Annotated in this window: 21 protein-coding genes; 4 read left to right on the plus strand and 17 right to left on the minus strand. The window is 41.6% G+C overall.

The window, feature by feature from the left end:
* Positions 1-961 precede the first annotated feature (961 nt).
* The 11 genes from leuD to FZC76_RS02810 form a co-directional block, all read right to left on the minus strand.
* Positions 962-1,552, minus strand: a complete 591-nt coding sequence (leuD, locus tag FZC76_RS02760) for a 3-isopropylmalate dehydratase small subunit (protein ID WP_148986736.1) — start codon at positions 1,550-1,552, stop codon at positions 962-964.
* A complete protein-coding gene (leuC, locus tag FZC76_RS02765) occupies positions 1,552-2,973 on the minus strand; it encodes a 3-isopropylmalate dehydratase large subunit (RefSeq protein WP_148986737.1) in 1,422 nt (473 codons plus the stop codon). Before leuC ends, leuD begins: the two co-directional genes overlap by 1 nt.
* Before the next feature lie 250 nt (positions 2,974-3,223).
* Positions 3,224-4,315 carry a 3-isopropylmalate dehydrogenase gene (gene leuB, locus FZC76_RS02770; protein ID WP_148986738.1) on the minus strand — a complete coding sequence of 364 codons (1,092 nt, stop codon included), beginning with the start codon at positions 4,313-4,315 and terminating at the stop codon, positions 3,224-3,226.
* Positions 4,312-5,862 carry a 2-isopropylmalate synthase gene (locus FZC76_RS02775; RefSeq protein ID WP_148986739.1) on the minus strand — a complete coding sequence of 517 codons (1,551 nt, stop codon included), beginning with the start codon at positions 5,860-5,862 and terminating at the stop codon, positions 4,312-4,314. Before FZC76_RS02775 ends, leuB begins: the two co-directional genes overlap by 4 nt.
* Positions 5,849-6,874, minus strand: a complete 1,026-nt coding sequence (gene ilvC / locus FZC76_RS02780) for a ketol-acid reductoisomerase (protein ID WP_148986740.1) — start codon at positions 6,872-6,874, stop codon at positions 5,849-5,851. The genes FZC76_RS02775 and ilvC overlap by 14 nt, the downstream gene beginning before the upstream one ends.
* Positions 6,875-7,073: 199 nt before the next feature.
* Positions 7,074-7,331, minus strand: a complete 258-nt coding sequence (gene ilvN / locus FZC76_RS02785; RefSeq protein ID WP_010192589.1) for an acetolactate synthase small subunit — start codon at positions 7,329-7,331, stop codon at positions 7,074-7,076.
* Complete coding sequence (ilvB, locus tag FZC76_RS02790) at positions 7,328-9,043, minus strand: biosynthetic-type acetolactate synthase large subunit (RefSeq protein WP_148986741.1); 1,716 nt, start codon at positions 9,041-9,043, stop codon at positions 7,328-7,330. Before ilvB ends, ilvN begins: the two co-directional genes overlap by 4 nt.
* A 27-nt stretch (positions 9,044-9,070) precedes the next feature.
* Positions 9,071-10,738: a dihydroxy-acid dehydratase gene (ilvD, locus tag FZC76_RS02795; RefSeq protein WP_148986742.1), complete on the minus strand. Its 1,668-nt coding sequence runs from the start codon at positions 10,736-10,738 to the stop codon at positions 9,071-9,073.
* A gap of 140 nt (positions 10,739-10,878) precedes the next feature.
* A complete protein-coding gene (ilvE, locus tag FZC76_RS02800) occupies positions 10,879-11,823 on the minus strand; it encodes a branched-chain-amino-acid transaminase (protein ID WP_148986743.1) in 945 nt (314 codons plus the stop codon).
* A 529-nt stretch (positions 11,824-12,352) separates the two neighbouring features.
* On the minus strand, positions 12,353-13,615 hold the full coding sequence (gene ilvA, locus FZC76_RS02805) for a threonine ammonia-lyase IlvA (protein WP_148986744.1): 1,263 nt from the start codon (positions 13,613-13,615) through the stop codon (positions 12,353-12,355).
* 116 nt (positions 13,616-13,731) lie between these two features.
* Entirely contained in the window at positions 13,732-14,526 is a 795-nt protein-coding gene (locus FZC76_RS02810; protein WP_187441931.1) for a (2Fe-2S)-binding protein, read from the minus strand.
* Between the two features lie 211 nt (positions 14,527-14,737).
* Here FZC76_RS02810 and FZC76_RS02815 point away from each other — a divergent pair, with 211 nt between their 5' ends.
* From FZC76_RS02815 to FZC76_RS02825, 3 genes are all read left to right on the plus strand, one after another.
* Entirely contained in the window at positions 14,738-15,583 is an 846-nt protein-coding gene (locus FZC76_RS02815) for a patatin-like phospholipase family protein (RefSeq protein WP_148986746.1), read from the plus strand.
* Between the two features lie 20 nt (positions 15,584-15,603).
* Positions 15,604-16,965 carry an MFS transporter gene (locus FZC76_RS02820; RefSeq protein ID WP_148986747.1) on the plus strand — a complete coding sequence of 454 codons (1,362 nt, stop codon included), beginning with the start codon at positions 15,604-15,606 and terminating at the stop codon, positions 16,963-16,965.
* Positions 16,966-17,546: 581 nt separating this feature from the next.
* Positions 17,547-18,821 (plus strand): ATP-binding protein, encoded by a 1,275-nt coding sequence (locus tag FZC76_RS02825; protein WP_148986748.1) that lies wholly within the window; start codon positions 17,547-17,549, stop codon positions 18,819-18,821.
* A 20-nt stretch (positions 18,822-18,841) separates the two neighbouring features.
* On the opposite strand, the gene FZC76_RS02830 is transcribed toward FZC76_RS02825, so the two are convergent.
* The 4 genes from FZC76_RS02830 to FZC76_RS02845 all read right to left on the minus strand — a co-directional run bounded on the left by FZC76_RS02830 (position 18,842) and on the right by FZC76_RS02845 (position 22,090).
* Positions 18,842-19,246 (minus strand): TraR/DksA family transcriptional regulator, encoded by a 405-nt coding sequence (locus tag FZC76_RS02830; protein ID WP_148986749.1) that lies wholly within the window; start codon positions 19,244-19,246, stop codon positions 18,842-18,844.
* Between the two features lie 67 nt (positions 19,247-19,313).
* The gene (locus FZC76_RS02835) at positions 19,314-20,201 is read right to left on the minus strand and encodes a TIGR01777 family oxidoreductase (RefSeq protein WP_148986750.1); all 888 of its coding nucleotides are present in this window, start codon (positions 20,199-20,201) and stop codon (positions 19,314-19,316) included.
* A gap of 70 nt (positions 20,202-20,271) precedes the next feature.
* Entirely contained in the window at positions 20,272-21,123 is an 852-nt protein-coding gene (locus FZC76_RS02840; protein WP_148986751.1) for an STAS domain-containing protein, read from the minus strand.
* 88 nt (positions 21,124-21,211) lie between these two features.
* Entirely contained in the window at positions 21,212-22,090 is an 879-nt protein-coding gene (locus FZC76_RS02845; RefSeq protein WP_148986752.1) for an alpha/beta hydrolase, read from the minus strand.
* Between the two features lie 160 nt (positions 22,091-22,250).
* On the opposite strand from FZC76_RS02845, the gene FZC76_RS02850 reads away from it, so the two are divergent.
* Positions 22,251-22,679: a VOC family protein gene (locus FZC76_RS02850; protein ID WP_148986753.1), complete on the plus strand. Its 429-nt coding sequence runs from the start codon at positions 22,251-22,253 to the stop codon at positions 22,677-22,679.
* 101 nt (positions 22,680-22,780) lie between these two features.
* Here FZC76_RS02850 and FZC76_RS02855 read toward each other — a convergent pair whose 3' ends face one another.
* Together FZC76_RS02855 and FZC76_RS02860 are read right to left on the minus strand one after the other, a co-directional pair.
* Entirely contained in the window at positions 22,781-23,065 is a 285-nt protein-coding gene (locus FZC76_RS02855) for a hypothetical protein (RefSeq protein WP_148986754.1), read from the minus strand.
* 194 nt (positions 23,066-23,259) lie between these two features.
* Positions 23,260-23,928 carry a DNA alkylation repair protein gene (locus FZC76_RS02860; protein WP_148986755.1) on the minus strand — a complete coding sequence of 223 codons (669 nt, stop codon included), beginning with the start codon at positions 23,926-23,928 and terminating at the stop codon, positions 23,260-23,262.
* Positions 23,929-24,068 lie beyond the last annotated feature (140 nt).

Genomic DNA, 24,068 nt, shown 5'->3' on the forward strand with positions numbered 1-24,068 from the left:
AAAAAGCAGAGGAGTGGTCGTCATAGGAGGTGTATGACAACCAGTGAGGGTGAAAAAGCAGAGGAGTGGTCGTCATAGGAGGTGTATGACGACCGGTGAAGGTGAAAAAACAGAGGAGCCGTCGTCATAGGCGATTAATCCTTGGAACTCTTTGTAACTATTTTTACACTTTAATATGGACTTGACTTTCAGACGGAGGTTCGGGCTTATAGAACCCTTCTATTAGACAGTTCTCCCTTTTCAGACGGGGGTTCGGGCTTATAGAGCGCTTCTATTAGACAGTTCCTCCTCTTCAAACAGGGCTTCGGGCTTTTAGAACGCTTCTATTAGACAGTTCCTTCTCTTCAAACAGGGCTTCGGGCATATAGAACGCTTCTATTAGACAGTTCCTCCTCTTAAAACAGGGCTTCGGGCTTTTAGAGCGCTTCTATTAGACAGTTCTTCCTTTTCAGACGGGGGTTCGGGCTTATAGAACCATTCTATTAGACAGTTCTCTCTTTTCAAACGGGGGTTCGGGCTTATAGAACCCTTCTATTAGACAGTTCTCCCTCTTCAGATAGGGGTTCGGGCTTATAGAACCATTCTATTAGACAGTTCTCCCTTTTCAGACGGGGGTTCGGGCTTATAGAACCCTTCTATTAGACAGTTCTCCCTCTTCAGATGGGGGTTCGGGCTTATAGAACCATTCTATTAGACAGTTCTCCCTTTTCAGACGGGGGTTCGGGCTTATAGAACCCTTCTATTAGACAGTTCTCCCTCTTCAGATAGGGGTTCGGGCTTATAGAACCATTCTATTAGACAGTTCTCCCTTTTCAGACGGGGGTTCGGGCTTATAGAACCCTTCTATTAGACAGTTCTCTCTTTTCAAACGGGGGTTCGGGCTTATAGAACCTGACTATCAGATACATTTACACAGCAAAAAGCCATCAACCCTTTAAAAGAGATGATGGTCTTCACAATTTTAGTAGACTCTCCTTGTTTGCTCAAATTCACAAATCTCTTTCATGTACATTTCGGTCAATCCGATATCGTCCAGTCCTTTCAACAGCATCTGCTTTCGATATTCATCTGCTTCAAAATGATACTTCACATCATCACCAATACAAACCTCCTGGAACTCAAGATCAACCTCCAGTTCTAGAGTCTGTTTAGAAGCTTTCTCAAAAAGCTCCTCCACCTCTTCTTCTTTTAACACAACCGGTAAAATTCCATTTTTAAAGCAGTTGTTATAAAAAATATCTGCAAAAGATGGTGCAATGACCACCCTGATTCCATAATCCTTCAAAGCCCATGGTGCGTGTTCACGAGAAGATCCACAGCCAAAATTCTTTCGTGCCAGAAGAATTGAAGCACTGTCGAATTTCGGGTCATTCAGGATAAAGGAATCATTCTTTTCTCCATTTGCTTCAAAGCGCCAATCATAAAAGAGAAATTGACCAAATCCTGTTCGTTCGATTCTCTTTAGAAATTGCTTCGGAATAATTTGATCAGTATCGACGTTGGCCTTATCCAAAGGAATTACTTTTCCGATATGATTGATGAGTGCCTCCATTAGACCACCTCCTCTTTTTCATATCGCCATTCATTCACATTGACAAATCGGCCGCTAATCGCAGCAGCTGCAGCCATCGCAGGGCTGACCAAGTGCGTTCGGGCACCTCTTCCTTGTCTTCCTTCAAAATTGCGGTTAGAAGTAGAAGCACATCTTTTCCCTGGAGGGACAACATCTGGGTTCATACTGAGGCACATGCTGCAGCCGGCTTCTCTCCATTCAAATCCCGCCTCTAAAAATACTTCGTGGAGGCCTTCCTCTTCCGCCTGTTTTTTCACCTGTTTGGAGCCGGGGACGACAAGTGCCGTAACCTGACTAGAAACGGTTTTGCCTTTTACCACTTCAGCAGCTTTCCGTAAATCTTCAATCCTTGAATTGGTACAGGAACCGATGAACACATAATCAATGGCAATATCAGAGATCTTCATACCAGGGGTCAGCCCCATATAGTTGATTGCTTGTGCAATTGATTTTCTTTCCCCCTCATTTTCAATAGTAGCAGGATCCGGAACCCTACCACTGATACTTGTGCCCATTGAGGGATTCGTTCCCCATGTCACCTGTGGTTCTAAATTTGTAATGTCAAATTGGATTGCTTTATCATAAACCGCACCCTCATCTGAGCGTAATGCGTACCATTCCACTTCCGCCTTGTCGCGTTCTTCCCCGACAGGAGCATATTTTCTTCCTTTTAAATAGGAGAAAGTCGTTTCATCTGGTGCCAGAAGTCCAGCGCGAGCACCTGCTTCAATGGCCATATTACAGATGGTCATCCGTTCTTCCATGGACATCTCTTCGATTACCTGACCTTTAAATTCAAGCACATATCCTGTGCCGAAATCTGTTCCGTATTTGGCAATCACAGCTAAAATAAGATCTTTTGCAGAGACTCCTAGTGGTCTGAGGCCGGTAAAATCAACCTTTAATGTTTTCGGTTTTGATTGCCATAAGCATTGGGTGGCAAGGACGTGTTCGACTTCACTTGTACCAATTCCAAATGCCAAGGCACCAAAAGCTCCATGTGTGGAGGTATGGCTGTCACCGCAAACGATGGTTTTGCCTGGTAAAGTCAAACCCAGTTCAGGTCCGATTACATGGACAATTCCTTGTTCTGTGCTGTGAAGGTCTGCAAGTCTTATTCCAAACTCTTTGCAGTTTGCTTCTAGTGTCGTCATTTGTTTGGAGGCGATTTCGTCTGTCACATGGAACGGGTTGATGGTTGGGACATTATGGTCCATTGTTGCAAATGTTAGGTCTGGTTGTCTTACTTTTCTTCCTGAAAGACGGAGTCCCTCGAATGCTTGAGGAGAGGTGACTTCGTGCACTAAGTGGAGGTCGATGTACAACAGGTTTGGTTTGTTCACTTCCTTTACTACTGTATGACGATCCCAGATTTTCTCGAATAGTGTTCTTGGCTGCATGTCACTCACCTTCCGTGTTTTTTTCTATCCTTCTTGACTATTTAAAAAATAGAATTGTTTTCTGTTTAACTCCTGTAGATTTCCGTTCCAGGTGTTCGCTTTCCGAGGGGCGGTGCTTGAGCCTCCCTCACTACGCTTCAGGGCTCTCAAGTCTACCGCTATCTCCCTTCGGAGTCTCACACCTTGCACTACAATCTACAGGGATGTCACGTTTTAACATGATAGGCTCAGTTTCCAATCTCATAATCAGTTAATTCTTTATCGGCGCTCTTAGATAACTTCTGACTGCTTCTCCCATTTGGGTTGTTCCTAGGACGCGTTCCCATTCTGTGCCGATGTCTTGGGTGCGGTAGCCTTCTTCTAGTGCAAGGTCTATTGCTTTTTCGACAGAGGCTGCTTCTTCCTCTAATCCGAGGGAGTGCCTCAGTAGCATGGCGGCTGAAAGGATGGTAGCCAATGGATTAGCAATATTTTTGCCGGCAATATCAGGTGCAGTACCGTGAATCGGTTCATAAAGGCCTGGACCGTCTACCCCAAGGCTTGCGGAAGGTAACATGCCAAGGGATCCTGTCAACATGGAGGCTTCATCGCTTAATATGTCTCCAAACATGTTTTCTGTCACGATTACGTCAAACTGTCGTGGATTTTTGACCAATTGCATGGCCGCATTGTCTACTAACATGTGGTCTAATTGGACATCCGGGAATTCCTTGGCAATCCGGTTGGCTGTTTCCCTCCAAAGCCTGCTGCTTTCCAACACATTTGCTTTATCAACAGATGTAAGTTTTTTCTTTCTTCCTTGCGCGACTTCAAATCCTTTTCGGATGATTTGCTCCATCTCTTTTTCAGTATAGAAAAGCGTGTCTACTACCTCTAGACCATCCTTACCCTGTCTTCTTTCCCGGGGAGCTCCAAAATAGATGCCGCCTGTCAGTTCCCTAACTATTAAAATATCTGTATCTAAAACCACTTCTCTTTTTAAGGGAGATGCATGGATAAGAGATTCAAATAGGGTGACAGGACGAAGATTGGCATAAAGTTTCAACTGTTTGCGAATTCCAAGCAATCCAGCTTCCGGCCTTCTTTCAGGTGTTTCTTGGTCCCATTTTGGACCGCCCACCGCACCTAAAAGAACCGCGTGGCTTTTTCTACATAATTCCACTGTTTGTTGTGGAAGAGGAGTTCCTGTCTCATCGACAGCAACTCCCCCGATCTTGCCATAGTTAAAAATAAATGTATGTTGAAAATTCTTGGCCACCTGCTCTAGTACAAGTATTGCTTCCCTTACTACTTCCGGTCCAATTCCGTCACCAGGCAGGACGCTGATGGTAAACTGACTCATCCTACCTCCACTCCTTTTGCTGAGTATCTTGCAAATTTTTCTTTTATAGATAAGCGATTAACTGCATCCAAATAGGCTTTTGCGGAAGCTTCCAGGACATCATGCTCAATTCCTCTTCCACTTGATACTTCGCCTTCACTGTTTATTTTCACATACACCTCTGCAAGTGCGTCACTACCGTTTGTCGTAGATTGGATGCGATAGTCAAGTAACGAAATTTCCTTTTGCAGAATCCTAGAGATAGTATTATAGACAGACTCCACGCTTCCTTTGCCTGTAGCAGATTCTTGGAGCACCTCTCCGTCTTCTGTTTTGATGGCAATAGTGGTCGTTGGAATAATATTCGAGCCGTACGAGATTTGTAAAGTTTCCATTTGGTAATGCGGGAAGAGTCCCTTTACGGATGAATCCATCATCAAGGCAAAAATATCGTCCTCTGTTACTTCTTTCTTTTTTACCGTAAGATCCTTGAATGCTTTAAACAGCTTTTTTCCTTCTTCTTCGTTTAAGAATAGTCCCAGTTCCTCGCATCTTTGCTTAAAGGCATGACTGCCGGAATGCTTGCCAAGGACCATTTTGTTGGAATGCAGCCCCACCATCTCTGGATTGATCACTTCATAGGTGCTCTTGTTTTTCAAAACCCCATCCTGGTGGATTCCTGATTCATGGGCAAAGGCGTTAGCTCCTACAACCGCTTTATTTTGAGGAACAATCATACCGGTCAGCTTGCTAACAAGATTACTTGTTCTGACCGTTTGTTTTAAATCAATATTTGTTTCCACCTCGTACATGTCTTTTCTAATTTGAAGGGCGACAATGATTTCTTCCAAGGAAGCATTTCCTGCACGTTCCCCGATTCCATTAATGGTTCCTTCGATCTGATCCACACCGCTTTGGATGGCTGCGAGTGAATTGGAAACGGCCATTCCTAGATCGTCATGGCAATGGGCAGAGAGTTTTACTTTGTGGATATTCGGCACATGTTCGCGAATATATGTGATTAGTTGAGCATATTCCAGTGGAGTCGTGTACCCTACTGTGTCAGGAAGATTGATGACATTTGCCCCGGCATCAATAACCTTTTCAATAATATGAGCCAAGAACGGCCATTCGCTTCTTGTTGCGTCTTCAGCAGACCACTGAACATGATCGAAAAAACGTTTTGCGTATTCGACTGCCTGAACGGCTGCTTCCACCACTTCTTTCGGCTTTTTTTTCAATTTGTACTCCATATGAATCGGTGAGGTTGCTAAAAAAACATGGATCCCGTTTATTTCTGCATCCTTTACCGCTTCATAGACTGCATCAATATCGGATTTTATGGAACGGGCAAGACCGACCACTCTTGACTTTTTAATGGTCCTGGCAATTTGCTGGACTGCTTGGAAGTCCCCATAGGAGGAAGCAGGAAATCCTGCCTCCATCACATCTACTCCGTATTTTTCTAACTGAATGGCAATTTCCAGTTTCTCGTGGGGATGAAGGTTCACTCCTGCTGACTGTTCACCGTCTCGTAATGTGGTATCAAATATGTCAACCTTTCGCACTGCCAACGACTCCTTTCTTCTTCGATTGGATGAATGGCATTTTCGCGCGGAGCTCCCTTCCTACCACTTCGAGTGGGTGTTGTTTTTCTTGTTCATTAATAGAGTGGAACATTGGGCGGTTTGCCTGGTTTTCAAGTACCCATCCTTTGGCAAATTGTCCGGATTGAATTTCAGAAAGAATTTTTCTCATTTCATCCTTTGTTCCATCATTGATTACTCTTGGTCCTGCGGTAAAATCACCCCACTGAGCTGTATCTGAGATAGAGTAGCGCATTCCTTCTAATCCATTTTCATATAAAAGATCAACAATTAATTTTAGTTCATGCAGACATTCAAAGTAGGCGACTTCTGGTTGGTAACCTGCTTCCACTAGCGTTTCAAATCCTGCTTTTACTAAGGCAGTTGTTCCACCGCAAAGTACTGCTTGTTCTCCGAATAAATCTGTTTCTGTTTCTTCTTTAAAAGTTGTTTCCATAACGGCTGCTCTTCCGGCACCTACCGCTTTACTGTAGGCCAAAGCAACTTCTTTTGCCTCCCCCGATGCATTTTGATGGACTGCAAAGAGTGCAGGTACACCGCCGCCTTCTTCATAAACGCGTCTCACTAAGTGGCCAGGCCCTTTTGGTGCGACTAAGAATACATCCACGTCTTTTGGAGGGACCACTTGATGGAAATGGACATTAAAGCCATGGGCAAATGCCAATGCTTTCCCATCTGTTAGGTGTGGTTCGATTTCCTGTTTGTATACTTCCGGTTGCCTTTCGTCAGGAAGTAAGACCATTACGACATCTGCTTGGGCGACTGCTTCTCCTACGGAGTATACTTGAAATCCGTCTTCTTTTGCTTTTTCCCAAGAACCGCCGGGTCGAACGCCTACTACTACTTCTACGCCGCTGTCACGCAGGTTTTGTGCGTGCGCATGGCCTTGAGATCCGTAGCCTACTACTGCTACCTTTTTTCCGTTTAGTGCTGCTTGGGAGATGTCGTCGTTATAATACATGTTTGCTGCCATTTGAATTCCTCCTTGGGAAATATAAGTATTTGAACGAACTCCCGATGACCTTCGTTCCAGGCGTTCGCTTTCCGAGGGGCGGTGCTTGAGCCTCCTCACTTCGTTGTGGGGTCTCAAGTCTACCGCTACTTCCCTCCGGAGTCTCACGCCTTGCACTACATTCAACGGGTAGTACCACTTTATTTATAAGAATATTCTGTTAATTAGTTAGGGCGATCTGTTCGGATATATCGGTGATTTGGATGACGTCGATTTGTTTGTCTAGTTGAAGCTTTATTTTTTCCACTTCTTGTTCCTCGACCACGTTAACGACGATGGTCATAAGGGAAATGGAAGATTCGTTGACAGGTGCTACTGCCAGACTTTCAATGTTTAATCCCTTTCGCAAGAACAGATTGGTTAATCGGTTCAATACTCCAAGTTGGTTGTTTACTAGGAGCGACAATGTACGCTTCATGGCTTCACACCTTCCATTTGTTGAATTCCTTTTCCAGGGGCAATCATCGGATATACATTTTCCGTAGGAGTCACCCGGCAATCTAATAGATAAGGCTCATCTGTAGCAAGTGCTTTGGCAAATGCCTTGCGGAACTCTTCTTCACTATGAACAACTGCCGCCTTGATTCCAAATGCATCGGACAGTTTTACGTAATCTGGTTGGTTCGGCAATAAGGACTCTGAGTATCTTTCCTTATAAAATAGCTGTTGCCATTGTCGTACCATTCCCATAGATTGATTGTTTACGAGCACTACTTTTACCGGTAGTTTATACTCTTTCAGGACAGCCAGTTCCTGAAGTGTCATCTGAAATCCTGCATCCCCTAGCACAGCTACAACTGTGGAAGGTCGTTCTGCCACCTGCGCGCCGATTGCTGCCGGTAATCCAAAGCCCATGGTTCCGAGTCCCCCTGAAGTTACCCAGCGATCTGGCTTTTGAAAACCATGGAATTGCGCTGCCCACATTTGATGTTGACCAACGTCTGTTGTGACAATCGCTTCTCCTTGTGTCAGTTCATGAACAAGTTCTACTAGCTTTTGAGGCTTGAATGTTGCCCCGTCTTCTACATACCATAGTGGATAATCTTCTTTAGATTGCAAGAGTTGCTCCAACCAACTACTTGTATCCGCGGTTTCTGATAATTCCTTTAATAGTAATTGAAGTGACTTTGCTGCATCCCCGATAACAGGATAATCAGTCGGAACATTTTTGCCGATTTCAGATGGATCAATATCAAAATGAACCACTTTCGCAAACTTAGCGAACTCTTGCAAGTTTCCTGTCAGTCTGTCATCAAATCTTGCTCCGATATTAATGATTAAATCCGCTTCATATAAGGCCATATTGGCTGTATATGTTCCGTGCATGCCCGCCATTCCAAGAAAAAGAGGGTGGTCTGCCGGAAAGCTGCCAAGTCCAAGTAATGTATTTACTACAGGGATTGTGGTTTTAGCAACCAGTTCCTTCAATTCATTCGTTGCTTTACTGTGGAGAACGCCTGCGCCAGCTAAAATGACGGGCTTTTCCGCTTTCTTCAGTACGTGTGCTACTTTTTTTACTGCCTGTGGATCCGGCGCAGTTTGTAGTTTATAACCCGGAAGATGCACTTCTTTTGAATAGTCGTAAATACCTGAAGTGGCAGTGATGTCTTTGGGAATATCAATCAATACCGGTCCTGGTCTGCCAGTGGATGCAATATAGAATGCTTCTTTAAATATTCTTGGGAGATCTTTGACATCCTGAACCTGAAAATTATGTTTGGTAATTGGCATCGAAATCCCTAAAATGGGTGCTTCTTGAAAGGCGTCTGACCCCAGGACCTGAGAGTTGACTTGACCCGTAATTACGACTAGTGGCAGGGAATCAATCATGGCATCCGCAAGGCCAGTGACAATGTTGGTGGCACCGGGACCGGAAGTGGCAATGACCACTCCAGCTTTCCCAGTAATCCTTGCATATCCTTCTGCTGCATGGATTGCCCCTTGTTCATGTCGTGTTAAAAGATGTGGAATTCCGCCGTCATATAGTGCGTCGTAAATGTTTAGTACAGCCCCACCCGGATACCCAAATATCACTTCCACTTTTTCCTCTTTTAACGCTTCAACAATCATCCGTGAACCCGTCAGCAGTTTCTGCGCCACCTTTGTTCCACTCTTTTCAACTGTACTCATTCATTCTCCACCTCCTTGTGTTCGGTACTATACTTTTAGAATTCCTCCGGTATTAGCTGACGTTACAAGTGCTGCATATCTTGCAAGGTAACCGCTTTTCACTTTTGATTCTGGAGGTTGCCAGTTCTTTTTTCTCGCTTCTAATTCTTCTGTCTCAACCAATAAATGTATGGTTCGTTTTGGTAAGTCAATTTGAATGATATCGCCATTTTCCACAAAAGCAATTGGGCCGCCTTCAGCTGCTTCAGGGGAGATATGTCCAATAGAGATACCCCTTGATGCACCAGAGAATCTGCCATCTGTGATGAGTGCAACTTTAGTGGATAACCCTCTCCCAGCAATAGAGGAAGTTGGTGCAAGCATCTCCGGCATTCCCGGTCCTCCTTTTGGCCCTTCATACCTGATGACAACTACGTGCCCTTCTCGGACTTGACCACTATTAATGCCTTCCTGTGCCTCATCTTGTGATTCAAAAATGATGGCCTCTCCTGTAAAAGTTTTGATTGAAGGATCTACTGCTCCAACCTTTATGACACTACCGTTTGGTGCAAGGTTTCCGAATAGGATACTCAACCCACCGACTGGACTATATGGATTATCTTTTTTCCTGATGACCTGGTCATTTACAATCTGTGCATGATCTACCACTTCTTGAATGGATTGACCTGAGATGGTGAGACGATCAGGGTGGATGGCCCCTTCAATTTGGCAAAGTTCCTTGATGATGGCACTTACTCCTCCTGCCTCATGCACATCTTGCATAGAATAGTCTGACGCAGGACTTACTTTGCATAGATAAGGGATTCTCTCTGCGATTTTATTAATATCTTCTAACTTGTACTCGATTCCAGCTTCATGTGCGATGGCAAGTGTATGTAGAACGGTATTGGTCGATCCGCCCATTGCCATATCCAGTGCAAAAGCGTCGTCGATTGCTTCTTTTGTGATGATATCTCTTGGTCTTACATCTTCTTCGATTTGTCGCATAAGATGCTTCGCTGCATCTTTGATCAATTGGTGGCGCTCATTGGAGGTTGCCACCATGGTACCGTTACCAGGGAGAGCCACTCCGAGCATTTCCATCAGGGTGTTCATGGAATTTGCCGTGAACATTCCGGAGCAGGAGCCGCATGTTGGACACGCACTCGATTCAATTTCTAGCAATTCTTCACGGGACATCTTTCCTGAAAGGACACTACCTACTCCTTCAAAAACGGAGACAAGGGATAATGGCCTGCCGTCTTTTGTTCTACCGGCTTCCATTGGACCACCGGAAACGAATACTGCAGGAACATTGGTCCTGGCTGCTGCCATCAGCATGCCTGGTGTAATCTTGTCACAATTCGGGATGTAAAAGACGCCGTCAAACCAGTGGGCGTTGATGACTGTTTCTGCTGAGTCTGCGATCAGCTCCCGACTTGGCAAGGAATAACGCATTCCTATATGACCCATCGCAATTCCGTCATCGACTCCGATTGTATTGAACTCGAAAGGCACTCCTCCCGCTTCTCTGATTGCTTCCTTAACCACTTCTGCGAATTTATTTAAATGCATATGCCCCGGAATAATATCCACATAAGAGTTACAGACACCGATGAACGGCTTATCCATATCCTCCGGCTTTACCCCTGCTGCATGCAACAAACTTCTATGTGGTGCTCTATCAATTCCTCTCTTGATCGTATTACTTCTCATCGATTGCTTCACTCCTTTAGAAGGGACCATGACGAATTATTGGTGATGACAATGGCCCCTTATTAACGCTTTAATGTGGTGAGGGTCAGACCCCTCTTTAACGATTTAATGCAGTGAGGGTCAGACCCCTCTTTATCTCTTTAATGATTCAACGCTTCACCCAACAGCACTCCGCCGTTGATTTCCCAGCCTACTTGGGTTTCTTCTGGGTAGACTTTGTGGCCGTCTTCAACGACTAGTTGCCGGAAGCGGTTTAGGATTTTGTGGGTCTCTTTTCCTGGGTTTCCGTCTGCGATTTTTCTGCCATCTAGGCTAATAACCGGGATAACTTCCGCTGCGGTTCCTGTTAAGAATACTTCGTCCGCTACATACACATCATGCCTTGTAAACGGTTCTTCTCGAACGTCATAACCCATTTCATTAGCGAGATCGATGATGGCATTTCGCGTGATGCCTTCCAACGCTCCAACATAACTTGGCGGCGTTAATAGTTTATTGCCCTTCAGGATGAAAATGTTCTGTCCTGACCCTTCAGCTACATAACCTTCTGTGTTAAGCGTGAGTGCCTCATTGGCACCTGCCATATTTGCTTCAGCTTTTACCATGATGTTGTTTAAGTAGTTAAGTGATTTTACTTTCGGACTTAAGATATCCGGGCGGTTTCTTCTAGTAGGAACGGTTACCATCGTAATACCTACGTCATAGAGTTCTTTAGGGAATAATGCCAGTTGCTCAGCAATGACAATTAGGTTTGGTGTTTTGCATTTTGTGGGATCTAAACCGAGATCGCCGACTCCTCTTGATAGGACCAGTCGAATATAGGCCGTATCATGTAATTTGTTCTTTCTGAGAGTCTCAACGATAATATCCTCAAGTTCAGACATGGTATAGGGGACGTCCAATAATACAGACCTTGCAGAATCATATAATCTTTCAAGATGTTCGCGAAGACGGAATACATTTCCGTTGTACATTCGGATTCCTTCAAAAACGCCATCGCCATATAGGAATCCGTGATCATATACAGATACAACTGCCTTCTCTTTTTCTACTAGCTGCCCATTCATATAGATGTATCTACACATAACTAATCTCCTCTTTTCACTTTTTATTGTTTGAATATTCTGACATATAACAGTTTAAAAGTTGCCTCTTGGTCAGGTTGAATAAACGTCAAGCGTTCATCAGAACCTATCCGTAGAGGCTTTTTTCCTCGCGGTGTACACCATCTGTCAAGATCGTGCTGGTATCGCTCGGACCAGACATGATTGGAAAAATGGGCTGATACTGCAAAGAATTTTCTTTCTTGCACTACCACTTTACTTTCCTGAAATCACCGGAACCCTAGACACCCTTCTGATAAGGGAAATGTTATTTCTTTTACCAATGTTTCTTTGAGTTGATGTTATTTTAATACCGTCGATACAGGCCGTCAACACCTAATTTCAGATAATTCAAATTTTACAGATAATATAAAAACGCTTTCATTTTTGTCCTATTAACAAAGAAAACGCTTACAAATGATTGTTAAATTTTTTTACATACCCTTCTTTCTTTCTCTCAAAACATAAAAAAAGAACGAGTTACCCCGCTCTTTTCTAAGACGATCTAACATTATATCAATAAATTAAATAACTGTTTGTCTTTATTAATCTCGATATAGGTAAATCCTTTCTTTTCCATACGGTCAATAATAGCAAAATAATCGTCAGGCATGCGCAATTCGACGCCGACCAACACCGGGCCCTTGTCTCGGTTATTTTTCTTAGTGTACTCAAATCGTGTGATATCGTCTGTTTCTCCCAGAACATCCTCCATAAATTCGCGCAATGCTCCTGCACGCTGAGGGAAGTTGACAATAAAATAATGCTTAAGCCCTTCATAGATCAGGGACCTTTCTTTCATTTCTTGCATGCGGTCTAAATCATTATTGCCGCCACTCACAATACAGACTACCGTCTTCCCTGCAATCTTATCCTTGTAAAAGTCCAGTGCCGCAATAGACAACGCTCCTGCCGGCTCGGCTATAATGGCGTTTTCGTTGTACAAATTCAGGATGGTGGTACAGACCTTCCCTTCTGGTACCAATACAACATCATCTGCGAGGTCTTTGGTCATTTCAAACGGCAACTCTCCCACCTGCTTAACAGCCGCTCCATCTACAAAGCTATCAATCTCATTTAGTCGCACCACTTTATTTTGAGCCAATGATTGCTTCATACCTGGAGCACCGAACGGTTCCACACCAATTAATTTTGTATCGGGACGCTTTTCTTTCAAATAGGATCCCACTCCTGAGATTAGTCCCCCACCGCCTATACTCAAAAACACATGAGAACACTCTTCCTGTAATTGCTCAGAAATTTCAAGGCCTACTGTTGCCTGTCCGGTGATGGTTAACCGATCGTCAAAGGGGTGGATAAACTTCATTCCTTCCCTTTCACAAACCTTCATCGCTTGCTGATAGGAATCGTCGTATGTGTCGCCCGTAAGAATGACTTCTGTAAACTCGCCACCAAAAAACTCTACTCGTGACACTTTTTGTCTCGGGGTAGTTGTCGGCATAAAGATCTTACCTTTTATGCCAAGTTTTTTGCACGCATAGGCAACTCCTTGTGCATGGTTCCCTGCACTCGCACATACTACTCCTTTTGCTCGTTGTTTCTCTGTTAAACTATGAACCGAATAGTATGCTCCTCTGATTTTAAAGGACCTAACCAACTGTTGGTCTTCCCGTTTAAGGTACACCTTACAGTTATATCGTTCTGATAGAATGGTATCCAACTGAAGCGGGGTTCTGACAACAACGCCCTTCAGTACCTCATAGGCATGCTCCACTTCTTCTGTTGTCAATCTTGTCTGTAATGCTTTCGCCAATCTTACCGCTCCTTTCTTAATCGAAAAATGAATATTGTGAATTATTGTACAACATATTCTTTTAAAAAGTCACGATGAAATTTCCATATAAACACTAAAAAAAGCATTCGACATCTTTAACTCGTTGTCGAATGCTCTGCTAACACTTTATGAAATTTGTCTTGTCGCTCTGATTTTTTCATCCTCGGACAGGTATAACATAAGTGTCCTCCTTCTGTTTGATAAGCAAGACAACACGAAGGTTTTAATGGCAAAGGGTCATTTAGATCCCAAGGATTTTCAATAAATATTAATTTTTTTGCATAGGGATGATTTTCGGTATTCATACCCATGCAAGATGAAGGATTTCCACCCTTAAACTTTTCCATGTTTTTTTCATATTGCAACATATATCTTTCAGGAAGAATGGAATGCTTCATACGGTCTGAAATCCAATAAAGACTATGAGTAGCCTGGTACCACATATGTAATAGATGGTTGCTATCTGACATAGAGTGCATTTGCTTATATATGGGGTTCATAATTTCTTTATAAAATGCTTCCACCCACTCTTTGTCCCTCTGTTCTGTGAGGTTTCTAGAATGAATGATAAATGAGATCAGCATTTTACCACGCTGATTTTTATATAGTTGCAGGTTAATATTTTCTGGTGTGACATTCCAGCCATCGGAGGACATAAAATGCATAGCCCCACATAAATATCCAAACCATCCTGCAAGATACATGACGGTAACATCCTTTGTCGTTGCCTTGATTCCTTCTCCATAAAGGTCTAGTAGATTTTGTAGAATATCAGGATTCCTCAATTCACTTATCCGACACTCCCAGACAACATTCGTTTTTTCTTGGTTTGAGATATAAAAGAAATTCTCCATCTGATCCCATGTCCAACCTTGTTCTTGAGGATCCATATTCTCCCTCCTTTTATAAAAAAAGGCTGACAACATATGTCAACCTTCCTATCATTATAGGTAGCAATGACTAGAAAAGCTATAGACTTTTTTAACAATAAGCATGAACTATTTTTTCAGGCACCGTTTCGGACAAAGGTTGTAGTGGTTTGTTACAATATGCTTTATGAAAAGAATGGAGCATTTAAGTATAAGAAAAGAGGGATTGAAGTTGTTGAACATTGGGTTAGTGCTTGAAGGCGGAGGTATGCGAGGAGTATATACTGCCGGAATTTTAGAATATTTTATGGAAAAGGACTTATACTTTCCATATGTGATTGGTGTTTCAGCTGGAGCTTGCATGGCAGCCTCCTATTTATCCAGACAACCTGGTAGAAACAAAAAAGTCAATATTGACTTTGTTGGTGATCCTCGGTATCTTTCCTACCGTAATTATTGGAAGAAACGTCAAATGTTCGATATGGATTTTCTATTTGATGAAATCCCGAATAAACTTGTTCCTTATGACTATGAGACATTCTTGAACAGAACAGAGCAGTTTGTTATCGTGACAACGGATTGCCTGACTGGAGAACCCATCTATTATAATATGGATCAACATGGAGAAGATATGCTCCAACTAATTCGTGCATCAAGCTCTCTTCCCTTTGTTGCACCAAGTGTTGCTTACCAAGACAAAATGCTCTTAGATGGGGGAATCATTGATCCTATTCCCTTAAAAAAAGCACAAAAGGATGGCTTTGAAAAAAATGTCGTCATTTTGACAAAGCCTGTTGGCTACAAAAAGAAAGCAAGCAGATTTACTTCACTCTTCAAATACAAGCAGTATCCAATTATCTCAGAACGCCTTCAGACACGTTATAAGCTCTATAATGACACGTTGGACTATGTTGCATCAGAGAAGAATGCTGGCTCCACCTTTGTATTTCAACCAAGCAAGCCTTTACCTGTAGGCAGGATGGAACGAAAAAAAGAACGTCTTCAAGCCCTTTATGAACTAGGGTATGAAGATGCAAAAAACAACTTCAAGGCACTACAAAAATTTTTACAAAACTAAGATAGAAACTGGTGAGACCAATGGCATCACACGCTACCGATTATAAAGAATTAGATCAACCCGTCATACAAGAAAATAAAATCATTCTTATCTGGAGCGCCACCGTTTGGCTTGTTGTCATGAATACGACGATGTTCAATGTTGCCTTGCCAAGTGTATTGAGCGAGCTGAGCCTTTCCTCCTCCACCGCTTCTTGGATTGTATCTGGCTATTCCATCGTTTTCGCCATTGCAACCTTGACATATAGCAGATTATCTGATTTTTTACCGATCAGAAAGTTGCTAAGCATTGGACTTGGCTTGTTGGCCATTTCCTCGATTATTGGTTTCTTTTCGCAAGATTTCATCTGGTTATTGTCCGCAAGACTCTTGCAAGCTGCAGGTGCCGGGGCTGTTCCTGGACTCGCCATGGTATTGGCAGGACGTTACATCCCTATCTCTAGAAGAGGAAAAGCAATGGCCTTTATCTCTTCTGCCGCTTCGCTCGGATTTGGACTTGGTCCGGTAATTGGGGGATTGATCACCCAATACTTGGGCTGGCATTACCTTTTCGTCGTGACAGGATTCGTATTACTGTTAATGCCACTGTTTCGAAAACTATTACCTAAAGAGGAAACTCAAAAAATAAAATTTGACTACCTAGGTGGTCTGTTAATTGGTATTGGTGTGACAGGACTGTTACTTTACCTTTCCACTTTTAAGATTCCGATATTGCTGATGAGCATTGCAGCACTCTTATGGCTATGGAGACATATTCAAAAAGTTTCTACTCCGTTCATCCAACCAGCATTATTAAAAAACGGGCAGTTTGTGAAACTGTTGGGTATTGGATTTGGTGCATTTGTCACGCATTTCTCAGCGTTGTTCTTAATGCCAATTATGTTGGCAGTGATATTCAACAAGGAGCCGGCAACTATCGGCTTGCTTATTTTTCCCGGGGCGATTCTTTCTGCCATTGCCGCTCAGTTTATTGGAAGATTTATCGACCGCTTTGGCAATATGCCACTGATTTTGTTTGGTCAGATGTTTTTAATCATTTCCACATTATCATTCGGATTATTTGGGAATTTTTCACCGTATGTCATTTTGATTACCTATATGTTCATGAGTACAGGATTTTCAGCACTAACTTCAAGTATTTCCAATGAGATTTCAAGGATTTTGGATAAGTCGGAGCTTGGTGCCGGCATGGGAATTGCCCAGCTTGTTCAGTTCTTCGGAGGCGCCTTTGGAGTGGCGTTGACTGGGTTATTGATTGTGTGGCAGGGGGACTTACCAGTGGAAGAGATTTATCGAAATATTTTTCTTGGGGTTACGGGGCTATTGTTACTTACCTCAGTTGTGTTTTATCAATATAGAAGAAATAAAGGGAGACAGTCTTAATTGGACTGTCTTTTGCTAACTCTCCGACCTATACGTTTTAATTCACTTGAATGAGATGAGGACATCCCTCTTACAGTTTTCACGGTAGAGAGGGCTTCATGACTCTAATGAGGACCTCTCTCTTCCTTTTTTCACGGTAGAAAGGTCCTCATCTCCCGTATGAGGACCTCTCTCTTCCTTTTTTCACGGTAGAAAGGTCTTCATCTCCCGGATGAGGACCTCTCTCTTCCTTTTTTCACGGTAGAAAGGTCCTCATCTCCCGTATGAGGACCTCTCCCTTCTGATTTTCACGCTAGGAAGGTCTTCATCTCCCGGATGAGGACCTCTCCCTTCTGATTTTCACGCTAGGAAGGTCCTCATCTCCCGTATGAGGACCTCTCCCTTCTGATTTTCAAGCTAGGAAGGTCTTCATCTCCCGGATGAAAACCTCTCCCATTCTTTTTTCACACTAGAGAAGTCTTCATAAGCAAGATAAAGCCGACATTCCTCTCACGACTGTCTTTTATATTGCCTCCATTCCATTTTCTCAGTAAAATATAGTATGTTAAGAAATAACTACCAAAAATGGAAGAAGGACATGCATGCAAAAAACACCTTACTTAATTCACTTCAAGGAAAAAGACTACCAAGAAATGGGAAGCTATTATGATTTCGGCTATGTGGTCAGCAAACTGAAAAATGCCCTACAAAGTAAATATGGTACTGATTTTCATCTTTATGCGGATGATGAGACATCCAATGAGATTTGGGAGGTACTTGAAGAGGACTTGGAGATTCATCCTGAAAAAGTGGAAGCTGTTACCCACGTATTTGATGGACTAGAAACAAGAACGATCTCCTCTAATCATAATCAAGATAAGCTCGAATTCATTATTAAACCACGTCTTACTAATACTCTTTATTACTATACTGAGTACGAAGTGGCAGTGGTCAGATGTCCTGTTTTTCAAACTCATACAGAGACCATTCATGATTTTATTTTAGCCAAAAATAATGAAGGCCTCTTAACTTTCTTAAACTATGTGATTAAAAGAAAACGGGACTACACGAAAAACTATGTTACCGTTTTTACGGATACGGAGAACGGAATTGAAAGCACAAAAGAGAAAATTACCACCTTTGTTACACGTGTTGATGTGTTTTTAGAAGAATCTCTTAAAAAGGAAATCTATCGTTCTATCGACGAGTTCTTTACAGATAGCGGCTCCTTCTTTAAAACGTATGAGATTCCTTATAAAAGAGGTATCTTGCTATATGGGAAACCTGGTAACGGAAAAACCACTTTGGTGAAGTCAATTGCCAATAGTATTACTGCTCCTGTAGCTTACTGGCAGATTACGGAGCATACTTCCAGCTACTCGGTCCATGAAGTGTTTTCAACCGTTAACAGAATGACACCAATGGCTTTGGTGATTGAAGATATTGATTCCATGCCAATAGAAGTACGGTCCGTCTTTTTGAATACACTGGATGGTGCAACTTCTAAGGAAGGTATCTTCCTCATTGGTACCACCAACTATCCAGAGAAAATTGACCCTGCTCTTATCAATCGTTCCGGACGTTTTGACAGAGCTTACGAAATAAAACTTCCTACTCTGGAGTTAAGAATGGGCTATTTGAAAAAGAAGAATATGCTTCAATTCATTTCAGAGGAAGCGTTAATGAAGATTAATCAGCTGACAGAGGGGTTCTCCTATGCACAGCTGAATGAGTTATACACTTCTGTCGCCTTGCAGTGGCATTATGAAAAGGCAGTCGACGTGGAAAAGATTTGTGCGGATCTACAGGCAGATAACAAGAAGAAGAAAAACTTCAAATGGGATACAGATGCTGAACAAGTAGGATTTATTCGATAAAAAAAGCGTGAGACCTTATGCTAATTAGCGAAGGTCTCACGCTTTTTAAATCTTTCACCTTTATCAATCTTCTCTTGCGCTTGCGCCGTTCGTTTCGCATAAGGCAACGCTTCAAGTCGCTCATAAGGAATCTCTTCCCCTGTATCGACACAAGTACCATACGTACCTTCTTCTATTCTAGCTAATGCTTCTTCAATCTCACCTAGTAATTTCTCATCGATCTGTTCAAAGGTCTGTTCCTGCTCTCGCTCTACTCTCTCGGCGTTGCCTTCAGCCAAGTGGTTTCCGATCCCAGTAGTGATTTCTCCTGTGGATTCGCGCAAGGATTCGTCCAATATACTGCTTTCCTGCTTTTTCTCTATGCTTTCTTTCATCTTTTCCAGTTTAGTTTGAAGTGTTTTCTGCTTGTCTTTTGTTAATGTCATTTGTATCTACTCCCTTCATCTAGTGAAGGTATACCCTTTGAAACATGGAATAAAACAAACCGATATTCTAGGATAAAATTTCTGCTAATGCTTCATCTATTTTGGGATACTTGAATTGATAGTCCTCTTTTTCCAACCTCTCAGGAATGACCCACCTGCTTTTCAGGATCAACTCTGTTTCCGTCCTAATGACGACAGCGCCAATCTCGAGCATCCATCTTGGGGACGACAACCCCATATTTCTATTCATCTTCTCTCTCATCTCAGCCATGAAATGCTTGTTAGAGATAGGATTTGGAGCAGAGCAGTTGAACACACCCTGTAAGTCTTTTCTTTCTCTAATGAAAAGCATGATCCGATAAACATCCTCTATATGTACCCAGCTGAACATTTGGGTTCCTGGTCCTTGTACTCCACCCAGTCCAAATGTGACCAAGTTTTTAAATGGATTCATCACACCGCCGTCTTTTCCTAGTACTATAGCAATTCGCAATGCCACCTGTCTTGTATGTAGCAAGTTAAAATCAAAAAATGACTTCTCCCACGCTTTAGCCACTTCGACGGAAAAGCCCTCTCCAATCTCACCCGTTGCTTCCGTCATTGGTCTATCCTCAGCATGTCGGTAAATAGTCGCAGTACTGGAGTTGATCCATAATTCAGGAGGGTTAGAAACAGACTCAATAGCTTCCCCAAGAATTCGGGTCGTCTCCGTCCTTGAGTCAAAAATCTGCTGTTTATTCTTCTCATTATAGCGGCAATCGACCGATTTTCCAGCCAAATTAATGACCAGCTCTGCATTGTCGACCGCTGTGGCAATTCCCTTCGTATCTGTCCAGGCAACATGTTGAGGCTGCCTGGAAATAATGATAACTTCATAGTTTTGTTGAATAAACTGCTTTTCTAGGTATTTCCCAATAAATCCGGTTCCTCCTGCAAGGACAACTTTTTTCTTCAAGGGGTGTACCTCTTTTCTAATCATTATTTATATAGACAGCAAAGAATTAAGCTCACTCCTCAGCCTTATTTTAAAACTCTTTTTTACAAAACTCCCATTTCTCCAGTGCTTTTTGAAGAGTAGAGTAGATAGTGATATGGGAGAAATCAAGTCCAAGTTGGATGGCTGTTTGCGCTACTTCAGGACGAACACCTGTAATAATGCTCTTCACGCCAATCAGCTCTAAAGCGTTCACAACGATAAATAACTGATTGGCTACCATAGTATCCACAATAGGTACACCAGACAAATCGATGACAAGACAATTTACATTCTTTTCTTGACACTGTTTAAGACTTGTTTCTGAAATAACTTTTGCTCTTTGTGTATCAATGCTTCCTATCAATGGTAATACACTAATTTCATTCGTCAATTTTATAATTGGTGAGCTTAGCTCTGATATCATTTCTTGTTGTGCCAAAAGTGTCGCACGGTGATAAGCTGTATAGGTTGCCACAAATTCCTCGATAACGTTGTCAAACGCATAATGGAAAAGATTAGACCAGGTTAACAGCTTCTCAGGAGTAATCGAGTTGGTAGGTTCTGATGCAAATTCATTAATTTTATTCCAGTAAATCTGACGGAACACTTTAAACTGAGGTATGATTTCGTTTAATTCCGTATTGGTGGAAACTCTATCTTTCGCAACATCTGAAGCCCATTGTTTAATAGCATCATAGTTAGATTCTGTATCAGGATTGATGAAAATTTGGGCAATTGTTGTAATAAACTTTTTGTTTTGCACACGTAACTTCTCACCAATGGTAGGAGCAGTACTAGAATAAATACTACCTTCCTTCGCTTTTTTAGACTGGAACCAAGCGTTAGTCAAGGAATCCGTATTATTTACAATAAAATCATGTAATGCCACGTTCTTTTCCATAAAAAGCCCCTTAATTTATTTATTTTAGTATATTATAACGGTTTCAGACAGGAAGAGCACTATTCTCTGACCGATTCAATAAATATAATTAAGCTTTGATTACTTCTTTCATTTTCCTAGCGATCAACGCCCAAGCTTCTTCGGCTCTTTCTTTTGGGCCTAAGTGGGTAAACGCATGATAACAATCATTATATAGCTCATATTGAACGTCTACTCCTGCTGCTTTTAATTTCTCAGCATAACATTCGGCCTCTGGTTTAAATGCGTCATGCTCGGCATTCAGAATCAGTGCAGGAGCTAAGCGGTCGGTGACTTTAGCAAAAACAGGGGAGGCAAGTGGATGACCGGCATGTTCTTTTTCAGATAAATAACACATATTAATAAAATTTGCTACTTGAGGATATCGAGAACGCCATCGATCTGGTTCTGGTTTATCTGCATGAGGAGTGACAAAATCAAGCATAGGGCAAGAAAGCACTTGTAAAAGTGGCTGATTGTCCCCTTTCTCTTCCAGATATAGACATAAGGCTGCTGCGATATTTGCACCTGAACTTTGGCCGCCAACCATCAGTTTTCCCATATCAATTTTTAACTCTTCCGCCCTGCTTTTCAACCATTGAATGATTTCATACCCCTGTTCAATCGGTTTAGGAAAACGATGTTCCGGTGCTTTCACATAATCAATATTAAGAACAACACATTCTGCCTGATTACAAAGGAAGCGACAATAAGGATCGTCCATTTCCTTATTGTTCATAATAAACGCTCCACCATGGAAATTAAGGTAGACAGGGAGCTTCTCCTGGTTAGCTTTCAAGGGATAATATAAAGAAATAGGAGTACGTTGAACAGATGTTTCAATTAATACATCTTTTTTCATTTTTATATTTTGCAGAGGTACCATTGGTGTTTTTAATGCTTTATTAGGTAAGTGGCGAAGTAATTTTGCGATAACCGATGTGAACATAAAAGTAACCTCACTTTCTATAACAATTCTAACATTCAAAACATTTATACGACTATATAGTGGGAGAGTTAAAATAATTTAGAAATAATTCCTAAAGAAGAGTAACTTTTACACTATAATTAACGTGAATAGTAAGAATTTCATTTGGAGGAGGAAGATTATGTTTAGAGTAGGCAGTATTTTTATTCCAGTTACAAACATTGAAAAATCAACAGAATGGTATGAAAAGTTTCTTGGTGCAAAAATGATTGATAGTTGGGGAGATGGTATTGGATTTTATTTACCAACAGGGCAAACACAATTAGCCTTGGTAAAGGTAGAATCCCCACAGCCTACTGAATTCAAAACCCATGGTGATCAGAAAAATGGCTATTTTAATTTTGTTGTTGAAGATATTGAGAAAACCCATCAACAGTTTAAAAGCAATGGCATCGTTACCTCTGAAATTGATGAATTTGGCGGAATGAAGTTTTTTGATTTCTTTGACCTAGATGGCAATCCATTTAGTGTGGTAAATGAAGTCGCCGGCTCCCCCTACCATTCAGATAATGTTAGAAAGATGCAGGAACGAGACATAAAAAATATATAAATAGAGAAAAAGAATTACCATTCAATTAGGATAGGTAATTCTTTTTAGATTTTAATTTAATAGTAAATTGCATTCTTGATAAATGATGTGGCACCAAGTCTTTATTTCTTACTTTTTCGTTCTAAAAATATAGGTGCCAGATTTAATAATATAGAAACAATTGTCAAAAACCATAATGCCCTTTCCATACCAGGTACTACATCCTCTATAGCTGCCCAATCTTTCACTTCTACCCAATCCGATACAAGACTGTATTCTGCACAAAGTGTTAATGCTGTAAATGATAATCCTAGTGCCATGAAAAGCTTATAATCCTTTCCTATTGCGAACATAAAAAGATTAATACAAGTTGCTACTATTGCAACGACCCCTAATATTACCCACACAGCTATTCCCCCATATATATCTCTTTATTACGTGCTTGAATGTTCTACCATAACCTAGTAGATTACTTAATACCAATTATTTCAAAAACGAGTGATAAACTCAATCTTTTCTTTTCTTTCAAATAAAAAATCACGCTCTTATATAAACGTGATTTTTTAAAATTTCTTAATTACTCCTGACAAAACTTGGATAACTATTTATTAAGTCGTTTGTTTACTTCAATCGTAATGAACTCCGGCAAATAATTAGGAGTACATCCTTTTGATACCATTTCATCTTTATAAAGGCCCGTTTTCTCACCAAGTTTCATACAACGTTCCCGATACTTTTCATCATAAACGCCTATCCAGCCTGCGGTAAAATTCATGGCCCATTGAACTTCGGGTTCTTCCTGCGTAATAGTAGCTTCCATTGCAGATAGTAAGTCTGCGGTATTATCTGGCGGTGTTTGTCCAGTCCATCTTAATCGCGCTTGAAAATACCAGAAAGCTCGCCTTTGAAGAGCAGAAGGACTATTTTCCCATGACTCCATCCATGCTATGTTTTTCTTGTCTTTGGTGAGCTGATTAGCCATTAACCAATCCATTAAGTTATTTCGCTCATCAAATGTGTGAGTTTGCATATCTTTATCAAGCTCATTTAGTACATCTTGTGAAAGAAGTTTTTTGTCCATAATTAAGATTGCCAATAGTCTGGGCAAAAACTCTCCTGTTGACCAAAATTCCAAAGCTAGTTGGTGATCTTTCTTAATGTCCTTCGCGATTTTACGTAAGTCGCCTAGCTTAGTTTTACTGTTGATCTGAGCTAAAATGTTTTCTGCTTTTAATGAGCGTTCTATTTCTGTGCTTTTATGTTGATTCATTTGACACAACTCCTTTTTAAAGCACTGTTTCTTAAAATATCATTGGTGGGATATTTCACTATCATAATTCATTATTAGTCTTATTGCGTACAATTGTACCATAACCATGTAAAGGAGTGATTCATTTCGCCGTTACTTAT

The organism is Sutcliffiella horikoshii, assembly GCF_008180725.1.
Taxonomy (GTDB): domain Bacteria; phylum Bacillota; class Bacilli; order Bacillales; family Bacillaceae_I; genus Sutcliffiella_A; species Sutcliffiella_A horikoshii_B.